The sequence below is a fragment of the Allobosea spartocytisi genome (genome assembly GCF_014764685.1).
Lineage (GTDB): Bacteria > Pseudomonadota > Alphaproteobacteria > Rhizobiales > Beijerinckiaceae > Allobosea > Allobosea spartocytisi.
The window spans coordinates 55,838-74,548 of sequence record NZ_JACXWY010000005.1 but is presented as its reverse complement, the minus strand read 5'-3'; the positions used below and the strand labels follow the sequence as shown (position 1 = coordinate 74,548).

Below are 18,711 nucleotides of genomic sequence, written 5' to 3'. Positions count from 1 at the left end.
ATGATGTCCATATCATTCGGATTTGGAATTATGGATGCCATGGATCTGCGCCAGCTCGAAGCCTTCGCCGCCGTCATGTCCGCCGGGAGCATCACCGGCGCGGCGCGGCTGCTCGGGCGCTCGCAACCGGCTCTGACCCGCCTGATCCAGGATCTCGAAGCCTCCCTCGGCTTCGGCCTGCTGCATCGCGCCGGGCCGCGCGTCACCCCGACCGGGCAGGGCCTGCGCTTCTACCAGGAGGTCGAGCCGGTGATCGCCTGGCTGCGGCTGCTGCGCGAGCGGGCCGACGCCATCGCGCAGGAGCGGCCGCCTTCGCTGTCCGTCGCCGCCATCGCCGCCTTCTCCGGCATGCTGCCGGCTGCGCTTGCGCGGCTGGACGGAGACAGCCTTCCCGACCGGATCCATGTCCGGACCGCCATTGCCGAGCAGGTCGTGGAGGCCGTCGCCACGCAGGGCTGCGAAATCGGCATCGCCAGCCTGCCGGTCGAGCATCCGGCGATCGACATCCACTGGATCGGCGAGGCGCCCTGCGTCGCTGTCGTCGCGGCGGATGACCCGCTCGCCGGCAGCGACCGCATTCCGCTCGCGAGCCTGGCGGGTCGCCGGCTGATCACCATGGCGAATCCGTTCCGCTGGCGCCGCCGTCTCGATATGGCGCTGGCGGAGCGCGGCATCGTGCCGGCCGCCATCCTCGACAGCAACACCGCGCAGACCGCCATCATGTCGGCGCGCGCGGGCCTGGGTATTGCGGTCGTCGAACCGGTCATGGCCCATGGCATGCCGGTGGAAGGGGTGGCGATCCGCCCGCTCGACCTGTCGATCCCCTTCTTTTGGGCGGTTTTCTCGCCTTATGGCCGGCCGTTGAGCGGCCTGGCCTCGGGCCTTGTCGAGGCGCTCGAGACGATTTCACGCGAGACGCTGCCGGGCTTCGTCCGGCACGCCGCGACGGCCCGCGACCGGCTGATGGCCGACGCCCTGGGCTCTTCTCCCCATCCGAAAGACCTTGCGCCATGAACGCCAACACGCCGCCGGCCATCGGCCTGCGCCAGCTCGAAATCCGGTTGCGACAGGATCTCTCCTGGCTGGAATGGCCCGCCAAGAGCTGGGTGCCGCCGCGTACCTTTGCCGGAGAGCCCGTCACCGACGTCGTGATCGTCGGGGCCGGGATGTGCGGGCTCGCCGCGGCGGCGGCGCTGAAGGGGCTCGGCATCGCGAATCTGCTGGTGCTCGACAAGGCGCCGGCCGGCCGCGAAGGGCCCTGGGTGACCTTCGCGCGCATGGAAACGCTGCGCTCGCCCAAGCAGCTCACGGGCCCGGCCCTCGGCCTGCCGGCCCTGACCTTCCGCGCCTGGTACGAGGCACAGTTCGGCCAGGACGCCTGGAACGCGCTGGGCAAGATCCCGCGGCGGCAATGGATGGAATACCTCACCTGGTATCGCCGCGTGCTCGACCTGCCGGTCCGCAACGATGTCGAGCTTCTCGCCGTCGAACCCGGCCCCGAGGAGCTGCTGACGCTGCGCCTGCGCGAAGCCGGCGCCGAGCGCGTCATCCGCGCCCGCCATCTCGTGCTGGCGACCGGCCGCGACGGGCTCGGCGGCCCCTTCGTGCCGGAAATTGTCTCCGGTATCGACCGCAAGCTCTGGGCCCATAGCTCGGAGGCTCTCGATTTCGAGGCTCTCAGGGGCAAGCGCATCGGGGTCGTCGGCGCCGGCGCCTCCGCCATGGACAATGCGGCCGAGGCTCTCGAACAGGGCGCGGGCAGCCTCGATCTCTTCGTCCGCCGCAAGGACCTGCCGCGCGTCAACAAGTTCACGGGCATCGGCAGCCAGGGCGTGGTCCATGGTTTCGCTGCCCTGCCGGATGAGTGGAAATGGCGCTTTCTCGACCATGCGATGAAGGCGCAGACGCCGCCGCCGCGCGATTCGACGCTGCGCGTCTCGCGGCATCCGCAGGCGCGCTTTCATCTCGGCAGCCCGATCCTGAGCCTGGAGGAGCGTGACGGCCATCTCGTCCTGACCACGCCGAGCGGTGCCTATCCGCTCGATTTCCTGATCCTGGCGACGGGTTTCCAGGTCGATCTCGGCCTGCGGCCGGAGCTTGCGGCCTTCGCGCCCTTCATCCGCTTCTGGAAGCACCGCTATACGCCGCCGACCGGCCTCGACAATGCGGAGCTTGCCAATGCCCCGGATCTCGGGCCCGGCTTCGAGTTCCAGGAACGCGAGCCCGGCTCCTGCCCGGCGCTGTCGCGGATCCACTGCTTCAACTATCCGGCGATGCTCTCCCACGGGAAGCTCTCGGGCGACATCCCGGCCGTCAGCGACGGCGCGGATCGCCTTGCGCGCAGCATCACCGCCGGGCTGTTCAGCGAGGATCGCGAGACGCATTACGCCGCGCTCGTCGCCTATGACACGCCGGAGCTGCTGGGTGACGAGTGGACGGTCGCGCCGCACTCGGCGGCTTCGGGCTGACAATTTAGATGGTGCTCTTCATTTTGCTTTAGCTGGATAACCAATGCGTCGGGGCGACCTCGGGACAGGTAGGGACGGATGAATTACCGCTGGGACTGGTCGGTCCTGATCAGGGAGCCCTATATCGACTGGCTGTGGAGCGGCCTGCTCCTGACGCTGGCGATCAGCATCCTGAGCTGGGCCGTCGCGCTGACGATCGGCATCGTCGTCGGCGTCGCCCGCAGCGCCCCGTCTCGCGTGGCGCGCCTGCTGGCCGGCATCTATATCGACGTGTTCCGCAGCGTGCCGCCGCTCGTCCAGCTGTTCCTCTGGTATTTCGTCCTGCCCGAGATCGTTCCCGACGGGGTCGGCCTCTGGCTGAAGCGGGACCTGCCTTATCCGGAAATCGTCACCGCGGTGGTCGCCATCGGCCTGTTCGCCGGGGCGCGCGTCGCCGAGCAGGTTCGCGCCGGCATCGAGGCCGTCGGCGCGCCATTGCTGCCGGCGGCGCTCGCCACGGGCCTGCGCCCGCTGCAGGCCTTCCGGCTGATCGCCCTGCCGCTGGGCCTGCGCGCCATCGTCGGGCCGCTGACCTCGGAATTCCTGATCACGATCAAACTGTCCTCGCTCAGCCTGACGATCGGCGTGCTCGAACTGACCGCGCAAAGCCGGCATGTCGAGAACTACACCTTCCAGGGCTTCGAGGCCTTCACCTTCGCGACGGTGGGCTATCTGGTGATCGGCCTGTGCGCGACGGGGCTGATGCGCCTCATCGATGGCCGGATCGGCGGAGCCTCGCTGCGAAAGGCCACGACGTGAGCGATTTCGACTGGGGCGTGATCGCCCGCTCGTATGGATTCCTCGCCGAAGGGATGGCGCTCAGCGCGCTGCTGGTTCTGGTCGCGACGCTGGGCGGCCTCGTCGTCGGCTTCGGGCTAGCGTTGATGCGGCTGTCCACGCACCGGCTGATCTCGGTTCCGGCGGCGGCTTACGTCACGGTGATGCGCTCGCTGCCGCTGGTGCTGGTGCTGTTCTGGTTCTATTTCCTGATGCCGCTCGCCATCGGGCGGCCGGTCGGCTCGCTGACCTCGGCCCTGATCGCCTTCGTCCTGTTCGAGGCGGCGTTCTATTGCGAGATCATCCGCGCCGGCATCGGCAGCGTCCGCTCCGGGCAGAGCGATGCCGGGCTGGCGACGGGCCTGCGCCGCTGGCAGGTGCTGCGGCTGATCGTGATGCCGCAGGCGATGCGGGCGATGGGGCCGCTGATCCTCAACCAGGTCGTGATCGTGTTCCAGGACACCTCGCTGGTCTATGTCGTGTCGCTGCACGACTTCCTCACCGCCGCGAGCGTGGTCGCCGCCCGCGACGGGCGTTCCACCGAAATGTATACGCTGGTCGCCGTCGTCTATCTGGTGATCTGCCTCTCCGTCACGAAGCTTGCCGAATTCTACAGGAAGGGGCGCCCGTCATGATCGTTCTGGACGACGTGCACAAATCCTACGGCCCCCAGCACATCCTGCGCGGCTGCTCGGCCGAGATCCGTCTCGGCGAGGTCGTGGTGGTCTGCGGGCCGTCGGGCTCCGGCAAGAGCACGCTGATCAAATGCATCAACGGGCTGGTGCCGTTCGAGCGGGGCACGATCACGGTCGACGGCGTCTCGGTCTCGTCGCCGAAGACCGACCTGCCGGCGCTGCGCTCGCGCATCGGCATGGTCTTCCAGAGTTTCGAGCTCTACCCGCACATGACCGCGCTGCAGAATGTCAGCCTGGCGCAGATCCATGTGCTCAGACGCTCGCAGAAGGAGGCCGATGAGCGCTCGGCGAAGATCCTGACGCGGGTCGGGCTTGGCGACAAGCTGGGACAACGCCCGTCGCAACTCTCCGGCGGGCAGCAGCAGCGCGTGTCGATCGCACGCGCCCTGGCGATGAACCCGCAGGCGATGCTGTTCGACGAGCCGACCTCGGCGCTCGACCCCGAGATGATCAACGAGGTGCTCGAGGTGATGCAGGAGCTCGCCCTCGAAGGCATGACCATGATCGTCGTCACCCATGAGATGGGCTTCGCCCAACGCGTTGCGGATCGCGTCCTGTTCATGGATCGTGGCGAGATCGTCGAGGACACGCCCAAGGAGCAGTTCTTCACAGCCCCTGCCTCGGAGAGGGCGCGGCAATTCCTGAAGCAGGTCCTGACGCATTGAGCGGTCATGGGCGTTTCCAGCGGCCAGCCATGGTCATGCGAGCGACAACAAGCCGGCGGTTCCGTCGGGAGAGGCGATTCCACGATGCGCGTTAGCATTCTCGGTGCAGGAGCGGCGGCCTGCGGCGCCGCGGCTCAATTGTCGGCCATGGGGCATGACCCGATGCTGTGGTCGCCCTCCGGCCGGAGCACGGAGCAGCTTGCTGCGGGAGCGCCGCTGCGCGCGACGGGAGCGATCGAAGCCAGCTTCCACCCGCGTATCGCGGGAAGCGCCGCGGAAGCCGTCGCCAGCGCCGACGTCGTGATGCTGGCGATGCCGGGCTACGCCCACAAGATGGCGTTCGATGCGATCGCCCCTCATCTGAGGGAGGGGCAATCCGTCATCGTCAGCTCGCATGCCTCCTTCGGCGCGCTCTACCTTTCGCAGCTGCTGGCGGCGCGGAAGCTGTCTGTGCCCATCGTCGTATGGGGGACGACCCTGACGACCGGCCGCAAGGCATCGCCGACCGAGGTCGCGGTGAATTCGCTGCGCTCCAAGATCGACATCGCGTCCTTGCCGCAGGAAGCTGCGGCCGAAGCGCTGGCGCTGTGCAACGCCCTGTTCGGCGAGCGCTTCGTCGTCCGCGAGGGGCTGCTGGCGATCGCTCTGAGCAATCTCAACCCGCAGAACCATCTCGCCATCGCCCTGTTCAACCTGACGCGGATGGAGCGGGGCGAAAGCTGGGGCCAGGCCGAGAACGTCACCACCGCCGTCGGGCGCGTGATGGAGGCGCTCGATGCGGAGCGGCTCGCCATCGCCGAGGCCTTCGGCGTCTCGGTCCGGACGATCCGCGAGCATTATGCCTATTCCTACCAGCTTCCGGTCGCCAGCATCGCGGAGATGAATGCCGAACTGCATGGCCGCGGCAAGGGCGGTTTCGGCCCGACGACGCTGGAGAGCCGCTACGTTCTCGAAGATGCACCTTACGGATTATGGCCCACCGTGCTGCTCGGCCGGCTCGCCGGGAAACCGGCGACCTTGCACGAGGCGGGGCTGACGATGCTGTCGGCCGCCTATGGGCGGGATTTCGCGGGCGAGAACGAGTTGCTGCCGGCGCTCGGCTTCGCGGCGATGGCGCGCGACGAGCTGGAGGCGCGGGCGCGGGATGGATTTTAGACACCGTCCTCCGGCGAGGGCGGCCATGCGAGCGATCGCGATAACCGGGAGAGAGCCATGAGATTCCATCTTGCTGCAGCCGCAGGCGCCATTCTGGCGCTGAACCTGGCGAGCTCGGCCGCCGGAGCCCAGGAGGTCGACGGCATCGTCAAGAAGCTGAAAGAGACGCAGACCATCACCATGGGCGTCCGCGAGGCGCTGTTTCCGTTCAGCTATCTCGACGACAACAAGAATCCGACGGGCTATGCGGTCGAGTTCTGCAAGCGCATCATCGAGGACATCAAGACCGAGCTGAACCTGCCCGAGATCAAGATCAAATACGTGCCGATGACGATCCAGAACCGGCAGGCGCTCGTCGCCAACGGGACGATCGACCTCGAATGCGAGGGGACGGTCAACACCTTCGGTCGCAACAAGCAGGTCGATTTCTCGTCGGTCAGCCACGTCTCGGCGAGCCAGCTCCTGGTCCTCAAGAGCACCGGCATCAAGAATTACGACGACCTCAACGGCAAGATCGTGGCGGTGGCGACGGGCGGCACCAGCGAGCCCGACCTCAAGAAGCTCGTGGCCGAGCGCAAGCTCAATCTGCGCGTCATCAATGTCGACGACCACGCCGCCGCCCTGATCGCGGTCGAGACCCGGCGCGCCGATGCCTATTTCAGCGACAACGGCGCCTTCTACGGGCTGATCAAGCAGTCGAAGAAGCCCGACGCGCTGGAGATCGTCGGCGACGAATACGGCTATGCGCCGCAAGGCTTCATGGTGCCCAAGCTCAACCCGACCATCCTCTGGATCGTCAATCACACGATGGGCAAGATGTTCAAATCGGGCGAGGCCGAGGCCTTGTACATGAAGTGGTTCGGGCCGCTCGGTGCCCATGTCGGGCCGAAGCTGCGGGCCGCCTGGGCGACGCAATCCTACGCCGAATGAGCCTTCGCCGCCGTCACGGCGCCTGAGAACCGGACCCGCCGCGCACCGCGCGGCGGCAGGGCCTGTCGGTCGCTTGCGGTCAGGCGCCTGAGGGGGCGAGCCGGAGATCGCGGAGCGCGGGAGCGCCCAGCATGCCCATCGTGATCCTGAGTTCGTTGGCGAGGATGTCGAGGATGCGGCCAGCGCCTTCCGCGCCGCCGATCGCCACACCATAGAGCGGCGCGCGGCCGATCAGGACGCCGTTCGCGCCCAAAGCGAGAAAGCGGGCGATGTCGGCGCCGCGGCGCACGCCGCTATCGGCCAGGATCTCGAGACGGCCGGCGATGGCGTCGGCGATCGCCGGCAGCACCTGGGTCGGGCCCGGCGCGCAGTCGAGGTTGCGCGCGCCATGGTTCGACACGACGATGGCGTCGACGCCGTGCGATAAAGCCGCCTGCGCATCCTCCACCCGCAGGACGCCCTTGAGCACGAGCTTGCCGCGCCAGTGCCGGCGCAGCAGCTTCACATCCTCCCAGGTCACGTCCGCCGCCAGGCTGAGCTCGTCGGAGAGCGCGGCGCGGCCGAGCTTGGTGCGGAACCCGTCGGGGTAATGCGCATAGGTCGGCACGCCGCCCGTCGCCAGCGCCCGCAGCATGACGGAGGCCGTCCAGCGGGGATGCAGCGCCACATCGAGCCCCGCCCGCCACGAGGCCTTCAGCGGAATGCCGAAGCCGTTGCGGAGATTATATTCGCGGTTGGGGCCGACGGCGGTGTCGACGGTCAGGACGAGGGTTTCGGCCCCGGCCGCCCAGGCGCGGTCGAGCAGGGCGAGCATGCGCTGGCGGTTCTTCCAGACATAGAGCTGGAACCAGAGCCGCGCGCCGGATTCCGCCGCGATGCGCTCGATGGCGGTGATCGACTGCGTCGAGACGCAGAAGGGAATGCCGGCGGCCGCCGCCGCTTTGGCGATGGCGATCTCGCCATCGTGCCAGACGAGGCCGGCGACGGCGGTGGGCGCGATCACCAGCGGGAGCGGCTGGCGCTGGCCGAGGATCTCGGCCTCGGTCGAACGCCGGGAGACATCGACCAGCACAGCCGGCGAAAGCCGGATCGCGTCGAGCTCACTGCGGTTGGTGGCGATGGAGACTTCGTCCTCGCTGCCGCGATCGACATATTCGAACAGGCCGTGCGGCAGACGGCGCGAAGCGGCGCGGCGCGCATCGGCGACGTTGAGGATATGGGAGAAGGCGGTCATCGCGGCAGCGTCATCGTGGCAGGTCGATGCCGATGCCGCGTTCGCGGGCGCGGCCGATGACGAGATGCGCCAGCGCGAGATCTGCGAGGGCAAAGCCCCGGAAGCAGAAGAAGGAGCGGGCGCCCGGCGCGGTCGGGTGGGCGTCGTTCGCCATCTCGACGAGATCATGGCCGAAGCGGACCGTCGTCACCGGGTTGCCGTCGATGTCGTAGGGCGCCTGCGACTGTTCGAGGCTGTCGGTCGCCAGCACGTCGAAGGCCGGCAAGCTCTCGGGGATCCAGCTTCGGCCGATATCGACGGCGGCAGCGAAGGCGTTCGGCTTCATCAGCCGCGCATCGAGGAACGGCTTCAGCCCCGGCGCGCCCGGCACCATCGAGATGACGATGTCGCTGCGCGCCAGCAGGGCGTCGGCATCGGCGACGATCTCGGTCGCAAGTCCGTGCTTCGAAGCGGCCTGCGCGAGACGCTCCGCCGAGGAGCGGCTGCGGCTCAAGGCCAGCGCCGTGGCCAGGCCGGGATAGAGGGCGAGGAAGGCGTCGAGATGGGCATGGGCCTGGAGGCCGCAGCCGACGAAACCGATGGTCCTGGGGGCCGGCGGCGCCATCCGCGCGGCGGCGGCGGCCGAGAGCGCGGCGGTGCGGATCAGCGTGATCTCGTCACCGTCGAGCACGGCCAGCGGCGCGCCGCTGGCATAGTCGCTGACGCAGATCAGGGCGTTGATCCCGGGCACCGGGCTGTCGGGGCCGACGGGCGCCATCGAGACCCATTTCAGCGTCGCGACCCCCTGCGCCTGCGAGGCTGCCGTCATGGCCTGGAAGCCATGGCCGGGACCGAGCGTGAGCGCGCTTTTCGGCAGGCTGCGGTTGAGGCCGGCGGCATGGTCGCGGAAGGCCTGGAGCACGGCCTCGCGCGCCTCGCCGGGCGGGATGGCGAGGGCCTTGACGTCGCTGCGCGAGAGATAGAGCAGGCGCTCGCTCATCGGGCGAACCTCCGGGCGGAATAGGGGGTGGGATCGAAGGGCGGCTCGCGCCCGTCGATCAGCGCGGCGACGAGCCTGCCCGTCGCCGGCGCCTGGGTCAGCCCGGTATGGGCATGGCCGAAAGCATGCACGATATCGGCCGAGCCGGAAGCGATGCCGATGCAGGGCAGGCCATCCGGCGTCGAGGGGCGGTTGCCCATCCAGCGGTCGATCCGGGCGGTCTCGAAGCGCTTCGCCTGCCCGGGAAACATCTTGCGGGCATAGCCGAGCAGGATGTCGGCGCGGCGCCAGTCAGGATCTGCGTCGGGATCGGCGAGCTCGACCTGCCCGGCGAGCCTCAGCCCTTGCGGCGTCGAGACGACGCCCATCTGCCCGTCCGAGGGCATCAGCCCGGCGCCGAGCTCGACGCCCGGCTCGGGGATGACGACATGGTAGCCGCGCTCGGAGATCAGGGGCACGCGGTCTCCGGCAAGCTTCGCCAGCCCGGCCGAGCCGATGCCCGCCGCGATGACGGCGCGGTCGCAGGCGAGGGGGCCCCGGTCGGTCACGACGGCGCTCAGCCTGCCGCCGTCGATGACGAACCCCGTGGCGCGCGCCGTGATGCGTTGCGCGCCGCGCGCCTCCAGCAGCCGGGCAAGCGCCGCGCAATAGGCGCCGGGATCGGCGATCTGGCCGGCATCGTCGAGCCGGGCGCCGAAGCGGTAGGCCGGCGACAGCTCCGGCTGCAGGCGGCGCAATTCGGGCTCCTCGATCTCGCTGAAGCGGATTCCGAGCTCGCGGCGCATCGCCCAGATGCGGCTTTCGGCGGCGAAGGCGGTGCGGTCCGGATAGACATAGACCAGCCCTTCCTGCCGGATCAGGTGGCCGACGCCAGCCTCGTCGGCATAGGCGCGGTGATCGGTCACTGTGTGCTTGCAGAGCGGGTAGCGCTGGCGTGCGCAGATCCCGATGCGCTCCCAGTCGCGGCCGGCGGCAATGAAGCGGGCGAGCCAGCCGGCATGGCGGGGCAGGTCGCGCCAGCGCAACGTGAACGGCCCGGTCCGGTCGAGCAGGAAGCCCGGCACCTTGCGCCAGAGACCCGGCAGGGAGATCGGCATGATCGCGCCGGGGTTGATCCAGGTCGCATTGCCGTAGGAGGCGGCCTGACGGCCGCCGGGCTCGCCCGGCTCGACCAGCAGGACATGGTGGCCGGCGCGCTGGACCTCGAGGGCTGCACACAGGCCGACGATTCCGGCGCCGATCACGGCGACGGTCAATGGCGCGTCCCCCGGCATCGCCCGGCCTCAGCCGCGATTGTGGAAGTGGCTGAGGAAAGCCCGGGTCGCTTCCTGCTTGGGTTCGCCGATCACCTCGCGCGCCGGCCCCTCCTCGACGATGACGCCGTCGCGCATGAAGACGACGCGGTCGGCGACCTCGCGGGCGAAGCCGATCTCATGGGTGACGATGATCATCGTCATGCCCTCGGCGGCGAGGTCGCGCATGACGCCGAGCACCTCCCCGACGAGTTCGGGGTCGAGCGCGGAAGTCGCCTCGTCAAAGAGCATCACCTCCGGCTCCATCGCCAGCGCGCGTGCGATGGCGACGCGCTGCTTCTGCCCGCCCGAGAGCTTGTTGGGGAAGACGTCGACCTTGTCGCTGAGGCCGACCTTGGCGAGGAGCTTGCGGGCGAGCGCCTCCGCCTGCGGCTTCGGCATCGCCTTCACCGAGACCGGGCCCTCCATGACGTTCTGGACCACCGTCATGTGCGGGAACAGGTTGAAGTGCTGGAAGACCATGCCGGTGTTCGAGCGGAAGCGCGCCTGCTCGCGGGTGGCCGGCAGCTTTGAGCCGTCGCCGAAGGAGAAGCTGTCCTCGCCGATGCGGATGCGGCCGCCCTCGGGCATGACGAGCAGGTTGAGGCAGCGCAGCAGGGTCGACTTGCCGGAGCCGGACGGGCCGATCAGCGCGACGACCTGGCCGGTCTCGACCTTGAGATTGATGTCCTTCAGCACGACCAGCGCGCCGAAGCTCTTGCGAAGGCCGGAGACCTCGATCCTGTAGCTCATCGCCCGGCCCTCAATTGCTGTGCGCCAGCCGCTTTTCGGCCAGCTTGACGATCGCGGTCAGCGGCAGCAGCACGACCACGTAGATCGCGGCGACCACCGTGTAGACCTCGAGCGCGCGGTAGGTGTCCATGGCGGCAACCTGGCCCTGATAGAGCAGGTCGGGCACGGCGAGGACGGAGACGAGCGAGGTGTTCTTGAACTGGATGATCGACTGGTTCATCAGCGGCGGGATCATCCGCTTGATCGCCTGCGGCAGCACGATCCGGCGCATCACCCGCGCCGGGGTCATGCCCAGCGCCAGCCCGGCCTCGCTTTGCCCCGGCTCGATCGAGATGATGCCGCCGCGGATCACCTCCGCATAGAATGAGCCGCCATAGAGCGTCAGCGTCACGACCGAGGCGGTGATCGCATCAAGCTTGATGCCGGTCAGGATCGGCAGCGCGTAATAGAACCACAGCAGCAGCACGAGCAGCGGCGTCAGCCGGAACATCTCGATATAGGCCCAGGACAGCCAGCGCAGGGCCGGCGAGCGCGAGAGCTGGGCGATGCCGGCGATGAGGCCGACGACCAGGCCGAGCAGGACGACGGCGATGGTGATGCCGATCGTCACGCCGGTTCCGGTCAGGAAGATCCAGCGATAGCTCCAGACGATGTCGAAATTCCAAGTGTAGGACATGTCCAACCCTGCCCGCGCGCGGCGCAGCCCTCGCGCATGAGAGCGTGTTGCCGGAGGCGGCCCGCAAAAAGCGATCTGCACGAAAGAGCGTGCAGGAAACGAAGCGGCTTCCCGCGATGGACGCGGGAAGCCGGAGAACCCTCAGAGGGTTATGCCCGCCGGAATGTCCTCGGAGGTGACGCCGACCTGCTCCAGGCTTTCGACGACGGCGCTGCGGACGAGGCCGAGGCCGCGCGCATAGACGATCCAGGTGTTGACGAAATCGCGCCAGGTCTTGTCCGATTCGCGGCGGAAGGCCGCGTTCGAGGTCGAGCCGAAGAAGGGCTGGGGCACGACGACCTTGCCGAGGCTGGGGTCGGCCTTCACGGCGCGCACGCCGCCCATCCAGAAGATGCACTGCGCATCGACGCGGCCGGTGCGCAGCGCCAGCATCGCCTCGTTGATGGTCTTGAAGCGCGTGATCTGGGCCTTCGGGCACAAAAGCGTGGCGATCTGGTCATGGGCCGAGCCGACATCGACCGAGATCTTGACCTCGGGCTTGTTCATGTCGGCCCAGCTCTTGGGCTCGAAGCCCGGCTTGGCGATGACGACCAGCGCGCTGTCATAGGCGCCGACCGAGAAATCGACCGCCATCGCGCGCTTCGGCGTCGGGTTGAGCCCGAACATGATGTCGATCTTGTCGGCCTGGAGATCGAGCACCGCATTGCCCCAGGTCGTCTCGACCAGCTCGAGCTCGACCTCCATGTCCTTCGCGAGCGCGGCGCCGATCGTGTAGAAATGGCCGCTCCACTTGCCGCTGGCCGGGTCCTTGACGAACCAGGGCGCGCTCGAGGTCACGGCGCCGAGCCTGAGCTTCTTGCTGGCGATGATGCGGTCGAAGGTGTTCTTCGCCGCGCTCTGCGCGCTCGCTCCGTTGGAGGCCAGCGTGAGCGCGCCGGCTGCCACCGCGCCCGCGCCGATGAGGCCTGCCAGATCCCTGCGTGTCGTCATGTTCATTCTCCCGGCGTTATGAGGCGAACCCCGTCATGGCTGGTGAGGCAGGCTCCCGCTTCCCCTGCGGGCTTCCGTGACCTGCGCCCCCTCACCGAAGGCCGCAGCGGATTTTTCGGTCGTCTTCAGGCCGTGCCCGGCGCCAGCAGAACGCCCGGATTCATCAGGTTCTGCGGATCGAACAGCGTCTTGACCTTGTTCATCAGCTCGTAGCGCAGCGGATCGGCGAGGCGCGCGAGCTCTTCGGTCAGCTTGCGCCCCACGCCGTGCTCGGCGCTGAAGGTTCCGCCGAAGCGGGCGGCGACGTCGTGGATGGCTCGCTCGACTTCGAGCGCGAAGGCTTCCGCATCGGGCAGGGCCGCCCAGAATTCGTGCGTGAACATCAGGATGTAGTGCACATTGCCGTCGCCGAGATGGCAGACCACTTCCGTGATCGCCTGCGGGTAGCGCTCGGCCGCGACCTTGTCGGCCGCCGCGATGAAGGGGGCGACGTGGGAGGAGCGCACGGCGACATCATGCGTGATGCTCATGCCTTCCTTCCTGTTGGCCTCGGAGACCGAATGGCGCAGGTGCCAGAACTCGGCCGCCTGCTGCTCGGAGGTCGCGATGACGGCATCGAGCACCTCGCCGGCTTCGAGCGCGGCGCCGACGACCTCCTCGAGGATCGCGGGGAGGGCGGTGGTCGCGTCCTCGCTGCCGAGCTCGATCAGGACGGACCAGGCCGGAATTTCGGGGAAGGGGAAGCGGGCCCGCTCGGCATGCTTGCGCACCAGCTCGAATTGCGAGGCGGAGACCATCTCGAAGGCCTGGATATAGGAGCCGGCGCGGTCCTGCAGCGCGGCCAGCAGCGCGACTGCGGCCGCGGGTTCGGCGACGGCGACCCAGGCATGGGCGGTGTTCGGCGTCTGCGGATGCAGCCGCAGCGCCGCGCCCGTGACGATGCCGAGCGTCCCTTCCGCGCCGATGAAGAGATGGCGCAGCATGTAGCCGGTATTGTCCTTGCGCAGCGCCGCGAGGTCCGAGAGCACGCGCCCGTCCGGCAGCACGACTTCCAGGCCGGCGACGAGATCGCGCATCGGCCCGTAGCGGACGACGCCGGTGCCGCCGGCATTGGTCGAGATCAGCCCGCCGATCTGGGCGCTGCCCTCGCTGCCGAGATGGAGCGGAAACTGCCGCCCGGCCTCGATGGCGGCGTTGTGCAGATCGCCGAGCACGACGCCGGCATCGACGGTCGCGACGCCGGTGGCCCGGTCGACGGAGCGGATGCGGTTCATGCGGCGCAGCGACAGCACGATGCCGGGCTTGTCGCTCCGGCCGCTGTCCGGCACGGCGCCGAAGCACAGGCCGGTATTGCCGCCGACCGGGAAGACCGGCTGGCCTTCGGCCGCGCAGAGCGCGACCACGGCGGACACCTCCGCCGTGGAAGCCGGCTGGACGATGGCGAGCGCCCGTCCGCGCCGGCGCTGGCGCCAGTCGACGAGCCAGGGCTCCATCTCGGCCGGATCGGTGATCAGGCCCTTGTCGCCGACGATGCCGCGAAGCCGCTCGATCACGATCCGCTCTCCGCTCAGGCCAGGCTGATGGCTTTGGCCTGCGCCGCGGCGACCTTGAGCCCGGCCAGCGTCTGGTCGCTCGGTCCGAGCAGCGGCAGACGCACGCCGCCGACCGGCATGCCGGCAAGTGCCATATACTCCTTCAGCGGTCCCGGATTCGTCTCGACATAGATGGCGTCGACCACCGGATCGATCTTGTCCTGCAGCTTCAGCGCCTCCTTGAGCTTGCCCTGGCGGGCAAGCGCGAAGATCTCGAGCCAGATCTTCGGATAGATGGTCGCCGACGCCAGCACGCCGCCCCGCGCGCCGAGCGCGACATGGGTGGCGAAGAGCGGCTCCTCGCCCGACAGGATCGCGATCTTGTCGCCGGCATATTTCACCGTGCGGATGAAATCGGGCATGTCGTAGGACGAGTACTTCATGCCGATGATCGAACCGTCCTCGGCCATGGCCTGCACCGTGTCGGCGAAGGCGGAGACCGTCGTGCGGCGCGGAATCTGGTAGAGCATGACCGGCAGGTCGAGCGCATCGCGGTAGCGCCGGAAATAGGCGCGCATGCCGTCCTGCGTGCCGGGGGCGTAATAGGGCGTGACGGTCATGACCGCGGCGGCGCCGGCAGCGGCGAAGTCGCGGCCGGCTTCGAGCGCATCCTCGAAACCGGTGGAGAGCACGCCGGGAATGACCGGCTTGCCGTCGGCGGCCTCGACGCAGGCGGCGACGATGGCGCGGCGCTCGTCGCGGGAGAAGGCCGGATATTCGCCCGTGCCGCCGATCGGCACGATGCCGGCCGCGCCGGCCGCGAGCTGGAAACGCACCAAAGCCTGGAGGCCCTTGATGTCGACCGCGCCGTCGGCGGCGAGCGGCGTGACGATCGCGGTGTAGAGGCCGCCAAGTGTGTCGTGCGTGAGTGTCATGCGAAACGTCCCTGCCGCGATGTCGCCTGGCCGCGCCGGCCCCTCGCCGAACGCCTCCGGACCGGTTGCCGGCACATCATTTGCGGAAAATTGTTGCAGCCGGGACCAACTGTCAACACAAAAATATAAAAATGTCGGATACGAAATTTATTCGCCCATGAGCGGTGACGTTCCCTTTTCTTCCCTGCGGCTGGCGATTATGACAGGAGGCGCCATTGGGCTGGAACGAGGAGAATGGGCATGCCGGAAATCTCGCTGGCGGAACGGGGGGAATCGCCCGAGCCGCCTGAGGCCTGGCAGTCCGGCGACGAGGCGCGCGGCGGGATCGATATCGGCGCGCGGCTGCTCAAGCTGCGCAAGAGTCGCGGCCTGACCCTGCAGGACGTCAGCGCGATGACGGGCGTATCGGCCTCGGCCTTCTCCAAGATCGAGCGCAACGAGCTTTCGCCGACGATCTCGACGATGCAGCGCATCGCCCATGGGCTCGAGGTCGAGCTGGTGACGCTGTTGTCGAGCGGCGAGCAAGGCGGCGCGGTGAGCTTCGCCGGGCGCCGCAGCATCAGCCGGGCGGGCGGCGGCAGCAAGCACACCACCGGGACCTGCAACAACGTCCTGCTCTGCGCCGATCTCAAGAACAAGCGCGCCACGCCGATCCTGACCACGGTGACGGCACGCTCGCCGGACGAATACGCGGCCTGGGCCAAATCCGAGGCGGAGATCTTCGTGATGGTGATGGACGGCACGCTCATCGTGCATAGCCGCCTCTACGAGCCGCTCGAGCTCAACAAGGGCGATTCCGTCTATTACGACGCCACCACCGAGCATACCTGGACCTCGAAGGGGCCGACCGATGCGGTCGTGCTCTGGGTGCTCGTCGACCTCTGACGGCGCCGCTGCCGCGACAGCGCCCGATTCCGCCTCGGAGCAGGGCGCGGTTGCGGTCCCGGCACGATCGTTGCACGATCCCGGCTTGTCCGACGACCGGATCGCATCTTGGCCCGCACCGACCTGCGCAACTCGTCCCGCTACTGGCACGACCCTCGGGTTCCGGGCCTGAGCTGCCTCGTCGCCGATTTCACCAGCCACGATTACGCCCCTCACAGCCACGAGGCCTTCGTCGTTGCGGTGACGGAGGCCGGCGGCGCCGAGTTCAAGAGCCGGGGGCGGACCGACGAGGCGGGAACCTCGACCCTGCTCGTGTTCAATCCCGACGAGCCGCATTCCGGACGCATGGGCTGGAGCCCGCGCTGGCGCTATCGCGGGCTCTATCTGACCCGCCCGGCGATCGAGACGCTCAATGCCGCGCTCGGGCTGGATGCGACGGCCTATTTCTGCCGGAACAGCTTTCACGACGCCGATCTGATCGAGGCCTTCCTCGGGCTGCACCGCATTCTCGACGATGGCAACGATCCGTTCGAGGAGCGCGAATTGCTGCTGCGCAGCTTCGGCGCCCTGATCCGGCGCCATGCCGCGGGTGAGCCCAGGCTGTCGCCGCCGGCGCGCGACGCGCAGCGGGCGGCCCGCGTCCGCGAGATCATGCGCGAACGCCATGCGGAGGAGCTGACGCTGGAGGAGCTCGGCGCCGCCGTCGGGCTCACGCCGTTCCAGTTGATCGCGCTGTTCAAGCGCAGCACGGGGCTCACCCCGCATGCCTATCTCACGCAATTGCGCCTGAAGGCCGCGATCACCGCGCTCGGTCGCGGCACGAGCATTGCCGCCGCTGCCTTGGACGCGGGCTTCTACGACCAGAGCGCGCTGACGCGGCATTTCAAGCGCAGCTACGGCATCACCCCGCTGCAATGGGTGCAGGCGACCGCCGGCTGAGCGGTTTTCTCAATTTCCGCCAATAGCGGCGCGGCAAGGCGCGCCAATCTCGTCTCCATGCGGATGCCCTGTCGGCACTGCGGAAAGGATGAGATTCATGTCCCGCTATTTCTGCCTCGACAATCCGGAGGTCCCGACGCTCGCGACTGAGGTCGTCGAGGCGGGGCCGGGCTGGGTCGTTCTCGCGGAAAGCCCGTTCTATCCGGGCGGCGGCGGACAATTGCCCGATCGCGGCTCCCTGGAATGGGCCGGCGGCGAGGTCGCGGTCGCCGGTTTCGAGAATGAGGGGGGCCGGCTCCGGCATCTGCTCGCCGACCCCATCGAACTCCCGGCCGGCACCGTGGAAGCGAGGGTCGACCCGGCGTTTCGCGGGCTGATGCGCGCGCTCCACACTGATCTGCACATCGTCAACGCCGTCGTCTTCCAGGGCTTCGACGGCGCGCTCGTCACCGGCGTGCAGATGAACGAGGACGGCACCGCGCGCATCGATTTCGACCTGCCGGACGCCGATAATGACCGCCTGCGCGCGATCGAGGAACCGGTCAACGCGCTCATCCGGCAAGACCTCGCCGTCCGGCAGGACTATCTCCCCGAGGCGGTGGCCTTCGCGGAGCCGGGGCTGATCCGCTCGCGCTCGGTCGCCCCACCGCCGACCGCGGACGGGCAGGTGCGCGTCGTCGAGATCGTCGGCCTCGACCGTCAGGCCTGCGGCGGCACCCATCTCGCCTCGACCGGCGGCTCGCCGCCGATCCGCATCCTGAAGATCGACAACAAGGGCCGGCACAACCGCCGCCTGCGGATCGGCCTCGCGGGCGCGCTGTGAGGCCGGCAATGTCGATCGTCCGGCGCCTCTGGGACCAGCCGCTGCTGCTGCTCCCCCTGCCGCCTCTGTTCTGGGCCGGCAACCTCGTGCTCGGACGGGCGCTTGCCGACACGTTTCCGCCGGTCTCGCTCGCGGTCGGGCGCTGGCTCGTCGCGCTCGCCTGCCTGGCGCCCTTCGTGCTCGGCGCGCTCAGTGCGCAGCGGCAGGCGCTGTTTCGCGCCCGCTGGATCGTCCTGGCCTGCGGCGCCTTCGGCATCGCCGGCTATAATGCGCTCGGCTATCTCGCCTTGCAGAGCGCGCCCGCCGCCAGCGTCGCCTTCCTCAACTCGACCCTGCCGCTGATGGTGCCGCTCGCGGCTTTCGCGCTCGGGGTCGAGCGCGTCTCGGCTCGCACGCTTGCCGGCATCGCCATCTCCTTCGTGGGCGTGGCCTGGATCGTCGCGCGCGGTGAGCCCGCGAGCCTGTCGCGGCTGGGCATCGGCGGCGGCGAGCCGCTGGTCCTGCTCGCGGTCGCCAATTACGCGGTTTATTCGGTGCTGCTGCGCCGCCGGCCCGCCGATCTCGATCCGCTCCTCTTCCTGGCGGCGACGATGGTGGCGGGGCTCTTCGTGCTGCTGCCGTTCTGGATCTGGGAACTGGCGCGCGGCGCGGAGATCCCGACCGCGCCCGGCCCGCTCGTGGCCGTGCTCTATATCGGCGTCTTCGCCTCGCTGCTCGCCTTCGTCATCTGGAACCGCTGCGTCGCGACACTGGGGCCGAGCGTCACCGGGGCCTCCTTCCATCTCGTCGCCCTGTTCACCGCCGTGCTCGCCTTCCTGCTGCTGGGCGAGCCGGTGCGCCCGTTCCACCTCGTCGGCGCCGCGCTGATCCTGTGTGGCTTCGGCCTCGCGGCGAGCAGCGGCCGCCCCTCTCCATCCCGAGCCGCGGGAGCGCTCAAGCCATGA

The 18,711-nt window shown here is 68.7% G+C and carries 19 protein-coding genes; 11 read left to right on the top strand and 8 right to left on the bottom strand.

Going from position 1 to position 18,711, the window contains the following annotated elements; all coding sequences use genetic code 11:
• Positions 1-30: 30 nt before the first annotated feature.
• The 7 genes from IED13_RS09995 (at position 31) to IED13_RS09965 (ending at position 6,729) form a co-directional block, all read left to right on the top strand.
• Positions 31-1,014 (top strand): LysR family transcriptional regulator, encoded by a 984-nt coding sequence (locus IED13_RS09995; RefSeq protein WP_248312532.1) that lies wholly within the window; start codon positions 31-33, stop codon positions 1,012-1,014.
• A complete protein-coding gene (locus IED13_RS09990) occupies positions 1,011-2,468 on the top strand; it encodes an NAD(P)-binding domain-containing protein (RefSeq protein WP_191124089.1) in 1,458 nt (485 codons plus the stop codon). The genes IED13_RS09995 and IED13_RS09990 overlap by 4 nt, the downstream gene beginning before the upstream one ends.
• A gap of 78 nt (positions 2,469-2,546) precedes the next feature.
• Entirely contained in the window at positions 2,547-3,266 is a 720-nt protein-coding gene (locus tag IED13_RS09985) for an amino acid ABC transporter permease (protein WP_038362972.1), read from the top strand.
• Positions 3,263-3,919, top strand: coding sequence for an amino acid ABC transporter permease (locus tag IED13_RS09980; protein ID WP_113251909.1), 657 nt, complete (start codon positions 3,263-3,265; stop codon positions 3,917-3,919). The genes IED13_RS09985 and IED13_RS09980 overlap by 4 nt, the downstream gene beginning before the upstream one ends.
• A complete protein-coding gene (locus tag IED13_RS09975; protein ID WP_038362977.1) occupies positions 3,916-4,644 on the top strand; it encodes an amino acid ABC transporter ATP-binding protein in 729 nt (242 codons plus the stop codon). Before IED13_RS09980 ends, IED13_RS09975 begins: the two co-directional genes overlap by 4 nt.
• Before the next feature lie 84 nt (positions 4,645-4,728).
• Positions 4,729-5,799, top strand: coding sequence for an NAD/NADP octopine/nopaline dehydrogenase family protein (locus tag IED13_RS09970; RefSeq protein ID WP_191124088.1), 1,071 nt, complete (start codon positions 4,729-4,731; stop codon positions 5,797-5,799).
• A gap of 57 nt (positions 5,800-5,856) precedes the next feature.
• The gene (locus IED13_RS09965) at positions 5,857-6,729 is read left to right on the top strand and encodes an amino acid ABC transporter substrate-binding protein (RefSeq protein ID WP_038362981.1); all 873 of its coding nucleotides are present in this window, start codon (positions 5,857-5,859) and stop codon (positions 6,727-6,729) included.
• 79 nt (positions 6,730-6,808) lie between these two features.
• Here IED13_RS09965 and IED13_RS09960 read toward each other — a convergent pair whose 3' ends face one another.
• The 8 genes from IED13_RS09960 to dapA all read right to left on the bottom strand — a co-directional run bounded on the left by IED13_RS09960 (position 6,809) and on the right by dapA (position 15,120).
• Positions 6,809-7,963 (bottom strand): alpha-hydroxy acid oxidase, encoded by a 1,155-nt coding sequence (locus IED13_RS09960; RefSeq protein ID WP_191124087.1) that lies wholly within the window; start codon positions 7,961-7,963, stop codon positions 6,809-6,811.
• Positions 7,964-7,973: 10 nt separating this feature from the next.
• On the bottom strand, positions 7,974-8,942 hold the full coding sequence (locus IED13_RS09955; RefSeq protein ID WP_191124086.1) for an ornithine cyclodeaminase family protein: 969 nt from the start codon (positions 8,940-8,942) through the stop codon (positions 7,974-7,976).
• Positions 8,939-10,198 (bottom strand): NAD(P)/FAD-dependent oxidoreductase, encoded by a 1,260-nt coding sequence (locus tag IED13_RS09950; RefSeq protein WP_248312531.1) that lies wholly within the window; start codon positions 10,196-10,198, stop codon positions 8,939-8,941. The genes IED13_RS09955 and IED13_RS09950 overlap by 4 nt, the downstream gene beginning before the upstream one ends.
• A 27-nt stretch (positions 10,199-10,225) precedes the next feature.
• A complete protein-coding gene (locus IED13_RS09945) occupies positions 10,226-10,987 on the bottom strand; it encodes an amino acid ABC transporter ATP-binding protein (protein WP_113251914.1) in 762 nt (253 codons plus the stop codon).
• 10 nt (positions 10,988-10,997) lie between these two features.
• Complete coding sequence (locus tag IED13_RS09940) at positions 10,998-11,663, bottom strand: amino acid ABC transporter permease (protein ID WP_038362992.1); 666 nt, start codon at positions 11,661-11,663, stop codon at positions 10,998-11,000.
• Positions 11,664-11,804: 141 nt separating this feature from the next.
• Positions 11,805-12,653, bottom strand: coding sequence for a transporter substrate-binding domain-containing protein (locus tag IED13_RS09935; protein ID WP_038362993.1), 849 nt, complete (start codon positions 12,651-12,653; stop codon positions 11,805-11,807).
• 125 nt (positions 12,654-12,778) lie between these two features.
• Positions 12,779-14,206 carry an FAD-binding oxidoreductase gene (locus IED13_RS09930; protein WP_112764912.1) on the bottom strand — a complete coding sequence of 476 codons (1,428 nt, stop codon included), beginning with the start codon at positions 14,204-14,206 and terminating at the stop codon, positions 12,779-12,781.
• Positions 14,207-14,220: 14 nt separating this feature from the next.
• A complete protein-coding gene (gene dapA, locus IED13_RS09925; protein WP_112764911.1) occupies positions 14,221-15,120 on the bottom strand; it encodes a 4-hydroxy-tetrahydrodipicolinate synthase in 900 nt (299 codons plus the stop codon).
• Between the two features lie 240 nt (positions 15,121-15,360).
• Between dapA and IED13_RS09920 the strand changes: the two genes are divergently transcribed.
• The 4 genes from IED13_RS09920 to IED13_RS09905 all read left to right on the top strand — a co-directional run bounded on the left by IED13_RS09920 (position 15,361) and on the right by IED13_RS09905 (position 18,711).
• Positions 15,361-16,005 carry a helix-turn-helix domain-containing protein gene (locus tag IED13_RS09920; RefSeq protein ID WP_038364086.1) on the top strand — a complete coding sequence of 215 codons (645 nt, stop codon included), beginning with the start codon at positions 15,361-15,363 and terminating at the stop codon, positions 16,003-16,005.
• Between the two features lie 108 nt (positions 16,006-16,113).
• Positions 16,114-16,944, top strand: a complete 831-nt coding sequence (locus tag IED13_RS09915) for an AraC family transcriptional regulator (protein ID WP_191124084.1) — start codon at positions 16,114-16,116, stop codon at positions 16,942-16,944.
• Positions 16,945-17,041: 97 nt separating this feature from the next.
• Positions 17,042-17,767, top strand: coding sequence for an alanyl-tRNA editing protein (locus IED13_RS09910; RefSeq protein WP_191124083.1), 726 nt, complete (start codon positions 17,042-17,044; stop codon positions 17,765-17,767).
• A gap of 8 nt (positions 17,768-17,775) precedes the next feature.
• Complete coding sequence (locus IED13_RS09905; protein WP_191124082.1) at positions 17,776-18,711, top strand: DMT family transporter; 936 nt, start codon at positions 17,776-17,778, stop codon at positions 18,709-18,711.